Genomic DNA, 4,842 nt, shown 5'->3' on the forward strand with positions numbered 1-4,842 from the left:
CCCAGCACCATCACCGCCGTGGCCAGCCACGGTCCAATGCTGGCAGACAAGGCCAGGGTGAGCCCCAGAACCAGCGCCATCAGCGTGAAGAACACCAGCACCAGCGCCAGCGCGCCCCACCCAGCAATGCCTTTTGCGCCTTGCCCGGCAACAGCGGCGCGGCTTTTCTGATAAGCCAGCTCCGCATCCAGCAGGGTGCGGCCATCGCTGACCAGCTGGCGAACGTCTTCCACCAGCGAACGTTCAGCCGGGTTGGCTGGCTGGTCTGCAATCAGAGGTGGAGCTTCATCGTCCATTGCCGCGACAAGAGGCTGGGGCACCGGGCCTGTCAACTCTTGCCGATCAGCTTTCGTCAGACGATCCGCCGCGAAACAGCCGTGCCAGAAAGAAACCGGCAACCGCAGCGATGCCGATTGCCAGGCCTGGGCTTTTGCGGACGAATTCCTTGGCATCATCGCCCAGTTCGGACAATTCCTTGGAATCGATCTTGGCGGCGGTTTCCTGCATCGATCGTGCCGCAGTGCGGGCATAATCGCCATATCGCGTACCCAGCTTCTCATCGATTGCACCGGCGTTTTCAGAAACGACCCTGCCCAGGCTCGAAATCGCGTCGCTGGTCTTGGCCTTGCCTTCCTTGGCCAGATCGGCGGCGCGGTCCTTGGCCTGGGCAGCCAGATCCTTGGCTTCCTCGGCCCAGTCACCACTTTTGGCGGCGATTTGTTCGCGGTAGGCTCCGGCTTTGGCGGTGGCCTCATCCTTCAGTGCGGCGGCACCGGCCTTGGCTTCCTCGATTGCTTTGGAAAATTTGGCTTTGGCCGCATCGGTTGCGGCGGCGGCATTGGCAGGCGCGGGCTTCTTGGCTGCAGCAACCTTTTTAGCCGGCGCCTTGGCCGCAGTTGCAGGTTTTGCAGTAGTCTTGGTGGGGGTCTTGGCCATGATCTTACCTTTCGCTGCCCGCCGGCCGGGCCTGGATCCGATGTGGATACGAATTACTATCTCTTCAAGCCCCTGTCATGCTGCATTGCAACTTGCGGGTATCGGCGGGGCTGCCTAGGGAATTGCACAAATGCCCTTGAGGAGTTTGACCCGCCATGACCGCGATTATTGACATCCACGCTCGTGAAATTCTTGACAGCCGGGGCAACCCGACGGTTGAGGTGGACGTTTTGCTTGATGATGGCAGCTTTGGCCGCGCGGCCGTGCCTTCGGGTGCATCAACCGGGGCGCACGAGGCGGTGGAACTGCGCGATGGAGACAAGAAGCGCTATCTGGGCAAAGGCGTGCTCAAGGCTGTGGCAGCGGTAAACAGCGAGATCACCGATGCGCTGCTGGGTATCGATGCTGAAGACCAGCGCGAAATCGATGCGCTGATGATAGAGCTCGACGGGACTGAGAACAAGGCGCGGCTTGGTGCCAATGCCATCCTGGGGACCAGCCTGGCGGTGGCCAAGGCTGCGGCCAATGCGCGGGGCCTGCCGCTCTATTCCTACATCGGCGGGGTTTCCGCCCATGTCTTGCCGGTGCCCATGATGAATATCATCAACGGCGGCGAACATGCCGATAACCCGATTGATTTCCAGGAATTCATGATCATGCCAGTTGGCGCAGATAGCCTGGCCGAAGCTGTGCGGTGGGGATCGGAAATCTTTCACACCCTGAAAAAGGGGTTGCACGACAAGGGCCTGGCCACAGCCGTTGGCGATGAAGGTGGTTTCGCCCCGAACCTTTCAAGTACCCGCGCGGCGCTGGATTTCATCATGGAATCAATTGCCAAGGCCGGGTTCAAGCCCGGTGAGCAGATTGCCCTGGCGCTCGATTGCGCCGCGACTGAGTTTTTCAGGAACGGCAAATACGAAATCAGCGGTGAGGGTCTCTCGCTTAGCCCCACCCAGATGGCCGATTATCTGGCCGCCTTGTGCAAGGATTACCCGATCCGCTCAATCGAAGACGGCATGGGTGAGGATGATTTCGAGGGCTGGAAGGCGATTACCGATCTGGTCGGCGATAAGGTCCAGCTGGTTGGTGACGATCTGTTTGTAACCAACCCCAAGCGGTTGACGATGGGGATCGAGATGGGATTGGCCAATTCGCTGCTGGTAAAGGTCAACCAGATCGGCACGCTGTCCGAAACGCTGGATGCTGTCAGCATCGCGAACCGCAACGGCTATACCGCTGTAATGAGCCACCGATCAGGCGAAACCGAGGACGCAACCATCGCTGATCTGGCAGTGGCCACCAACTGCGGCCAGATCAAAACTGGGTCGCTGGCCCGATCAGACCGGCTTGCCAAATACAACCAGTTGATCCGGATTGAGGAAGAGCTGGGAGATGCTGCCCACTATGCCGGGGCAGGCGCGTTTGGGCGGCTTGCCTAAGCCCTGGGTAAATGCGGCAATACAATCAAAGCCAATCAGCGCGCGGGGACCATGCCTGTTCTCGCGCCGATTGGCTGACCATGTCCGGGTTCGGGGCAGCAATTGCACCCTTTCGCCAAATCGTCGGAAAATTGTCGGTTGCATGTTCATTCGATAGTTGTTTAATCGTCTGATTAACGGGCGCGGGCTAGGAGCGGCGATGACCAATTTCCCAAGCCATCCGGCGCAGGTTTCGCCAGAGTGGCTGACAACCCAACTGCATCGCCACGGAATAGGCCCTGATGCAGCGATTACCGATATTCGCTGGGAGCCGATCGGCACCGGACAGGTTGGCGATAGCGCGCGGTTTCATCTAAGCTACGATCGCCCTGATTGCGGCCCGGCCAGCGTGGCGGGCAAGTTTCCGGCCGAGGATCTGGCCAGCCGCGGCGTTGCCGGGGCCTTCGGGCTCTATGCCAAGGAAGTGAGCTTCTACCGCGAACTCGCACCGCAGCTCGATATCCGCGTGCCGGGCGTAATTGCCGCCGAACTGGCTGAGGACGGCGTCGAATTCGTGCTGATTTTCGAAGATCTGGGTCCCTGCCGGGGCGGCAACCAGCTAAACAGTTGCAGCCTGGCAGATGCCCGTGCCGGTATCTGCCAGGCCGCCGGGCTGCACGCACCCAGCTTGATCAACCCGGCCTTGATCGACCGGCCCTGGCTTAAGCCAAAGCCTGGTCAAGTTGAACAGATCAAGGCGCTGTATGGCAATGCCCAGGCAACCTTCCGCGAACGCTACGGCGATCTGCTTGAGCCTGAATTGATGGCGATCTGCGAAAACCTATGTGATTTGAGCGAGCTTTGGTTTGGCATGGAGCGCGGCGCCAGATGCCTGGTCCACGGTGACTTCCGGCTCGACAATATGCTGTTCGATATCAAAGGCGGTGCAGAGCCGATCGCGGTGCTCGATTGGCAGACGATTGCAATCGGCAGCGGCATGACTGACATCGGCTATTTCATGGGCACAGGCATCGGCGATACCCTTCGCCGCGCGCATGAGGATGAGCTGCTTGATCTTTACTGCGCTGAAATGTCGAGCCGCGGTGTTCCGCTTAGCCGTGCCGAGATTTGGGACGAATACGTGGTGGGCGCACTGCACGGCGTTTCCACTGCGGTGTTCAGCGCGGCCTACGTCGAACGAACCGAGCGCGGCGATGCCAATTTTCTTTCAATGGCCCGCGGCGGGTGTTCGCTGGCACTGCAACATGGATCGTTGGTAAAGCTAAAGGGATAAAACCTCTCGCTTCGTCATCCCCGCGCAGGCGGGGACCCAGAGCGGGCCAACACTGGGTCCCCGCCTACGCGAGGATGACGAACACTTTGAAGGAAGCGGAGTATGCTGACCAAGGGCGATGACTATCCGTTGCACCAAACGCCTGAGCCGGTTGCCTATGCCGGGACGGACCGGAACTTTTACGACCGCTATTTCTTTAACGGTTATGCTCCCGATGGCTCGGGCTTTTTTGCCGCGGCACTGGGGATATATCCGCACCTCAACGTTGCCGATGCCCATTTTTGCGCGATCCGCGATGGGGTGCAGTACAATCTCCACGCCAGCCGCGAACTGGGGATGGAGCGGCTTGATATGCAGGTCGGCCCGATCCGGATCGAGGTGATCGAGCCACTTAGCAAGTTGCGGATCGTTGTGGACGGCGAAGGGCTGAAGGCTGATCTGACCTTTGCCGGCCGGGCCTTTCCAATTGAAGAGCCGCGCTTCATCCACCGGATCGGCCCGCGCACGTTCATGGATTACACCCGGATGACCCAGAACGGGCATTACTCGGGCTGGATCGACGTGGATGGTGAGCGGCACGATTGCGCGCCTGGCACCATGGGCACGCGCGATCGCAGCTGGGGCGTGCGTCCCGTTGGCACCCGCGATGAACAGCCGCACGGCAGCGGTGTGATCCCCGGTTTCTTCTGGCAATGGACCCCGATCAACTTTGCGGACCGCAGCGTGTTTTTCCACGTGAACGCCGATGCCAAGGGCAATCGCTGGAATACCCGTGCGGTGATTGCGCCTGATGGATCCGATGCCGATGGCTTGTTCGATTCCGAAGGGGAAATGGCATCGCCGCTTGTCCCCGGCACCCGCTGGCCCCGGGATGGAAAGCTGGTGATCGAAGGGCCAGACGGCCCGGAAACCCTGACGCTTGAGCCGGTCGGCCGGTTCCAGATGCGCGGGCTTGGCTATACCTCACCCAAATGGAACCACGGGCTCTATCACGGACCGCTTGAAGTGGAGCGCGAGGATTTTGGCCTGGAACAATGCAGCCCCGGATCGATGGACAATTTTCACGTTCAGCTGCCCTGCAAGGTTACCAGCGACAAGCACGGCGAGGGTTTTGGCGTGTTTGAGCAGCTAATTATCGGGCCCTATGCGCCGATGGGATTGAAGGAGTATATGGACCTTGGATAGTGCCGGGGC

Annotated in this window: 5 protein-coding genes; 3 read left to right on the forward strand and 2 right to left on the reverse strand. The window is 60.1% G+C overall.

Features of this window, described 5'->3' with window-relative positions:
* The coding region (locus ABL914_RS13620; protein WP_391563733.1) for a phage holin family protein at positions 1-296 on the reverse strand (296 nt) is incomplete at its 3' end.
* Between the two features lie 46 nt (positions 297-342).
* Positions 343-936 (reverse strand): hypothetical protein, encoded by a 594-nt coding sequence (locus ABL914_RS13625; protein ID WP_391563734.1) that lies wholly within the window; start codon positions 934-936, stop codon positions 343-345.
* A gap of 155 nt (positions 937-1,091) precedes the next feature.
* Here ABL914_RS13625 and eno point away from each other — a divergent pair, with 155 nt between their 5' ends.
* The 3 genes from eno (at position 1,092) to ABL914_RS13640 (ending at position 4,833) form a co-directional block, all read left to right on the forward strand.
* Positions 1,092-2,375, forward strand: coding sequence for a phosphopyruvate hydratase (eno, locus tag ABL914_RS13630; protein WP_391563735.1), 1,284 nt, complete (start codon positions 1,092-1,094; stop codon positions 2,373-2,375).
* Between the two features lie 199 nt (positions 2,376-2,574).
* The gene (locus ABL914_RS13635; protein WP_391563736.1) at positions 2,575-3,648 is read left to right on the forward strand and encodes a phosphotransferase; all 1,074 of its coding nucleotides are present in this window, start codon (positions 2,575-2,577) and stop codon (positions 3,646-3,648) included.
* Positions 3,649-3,750: 102 nt separating this feature from the next.
* Positions 3,751-4,833 carry a hypothetical protein gene (locus tag ABL914_RS13640; RefSeq protein ID WP_391563737.1) on the forward strand — a complete coding sequence of 361 codons (1,083 nt, stop codon included), beginning with the start codon at positions 3,751-3,753 and terminating at the stop codon, positions 4,831-4,833.
* Positions 4,834-4,842: the final 9 nt, after the last annotated feature.

This window comes from Novosphingobium sp., from assembly GCF_040079535.1.
In the GTDB taxonomy this organism is placed as follows: Bacteria; Pseudomonadota; Alphaproteobacteria; order Sphingomonadales; family Sphingomonadaceae; genus Novosphingobium.

Excerpts from the sequence above, each read along its gene's own strand:
- ABL914_RS13640 (WP_391563737.1), top strand. The coding sequence starts at position 3,751 with ATGCTGACCAAGGGCGATGACTATCCGTTGCACCAAACGCCTGAGCCG.
- ABL914_RS13625 (WP_391563734.1), bottom strand. The coding sequence starts at position 936 with ATGGCCAAGACCCCCACCAAGACTACTGCAAAACCTGCAACTGCGGCC.
- ABL914_RS13635 (WP_391563736.1), top strand. The coding sequence starts at position 2,575 with ATGACCAATTTCCCAAGCCATCCGGCGCAGGTTTCGCCAGAGTGGCTG.
- eno (WP_391563735.1), top strand. The coding sequence starts at position 1,092 with ATGACCGCGATTATTGACATCCACGCTCGTGAAATTCTTGACAGCCGG.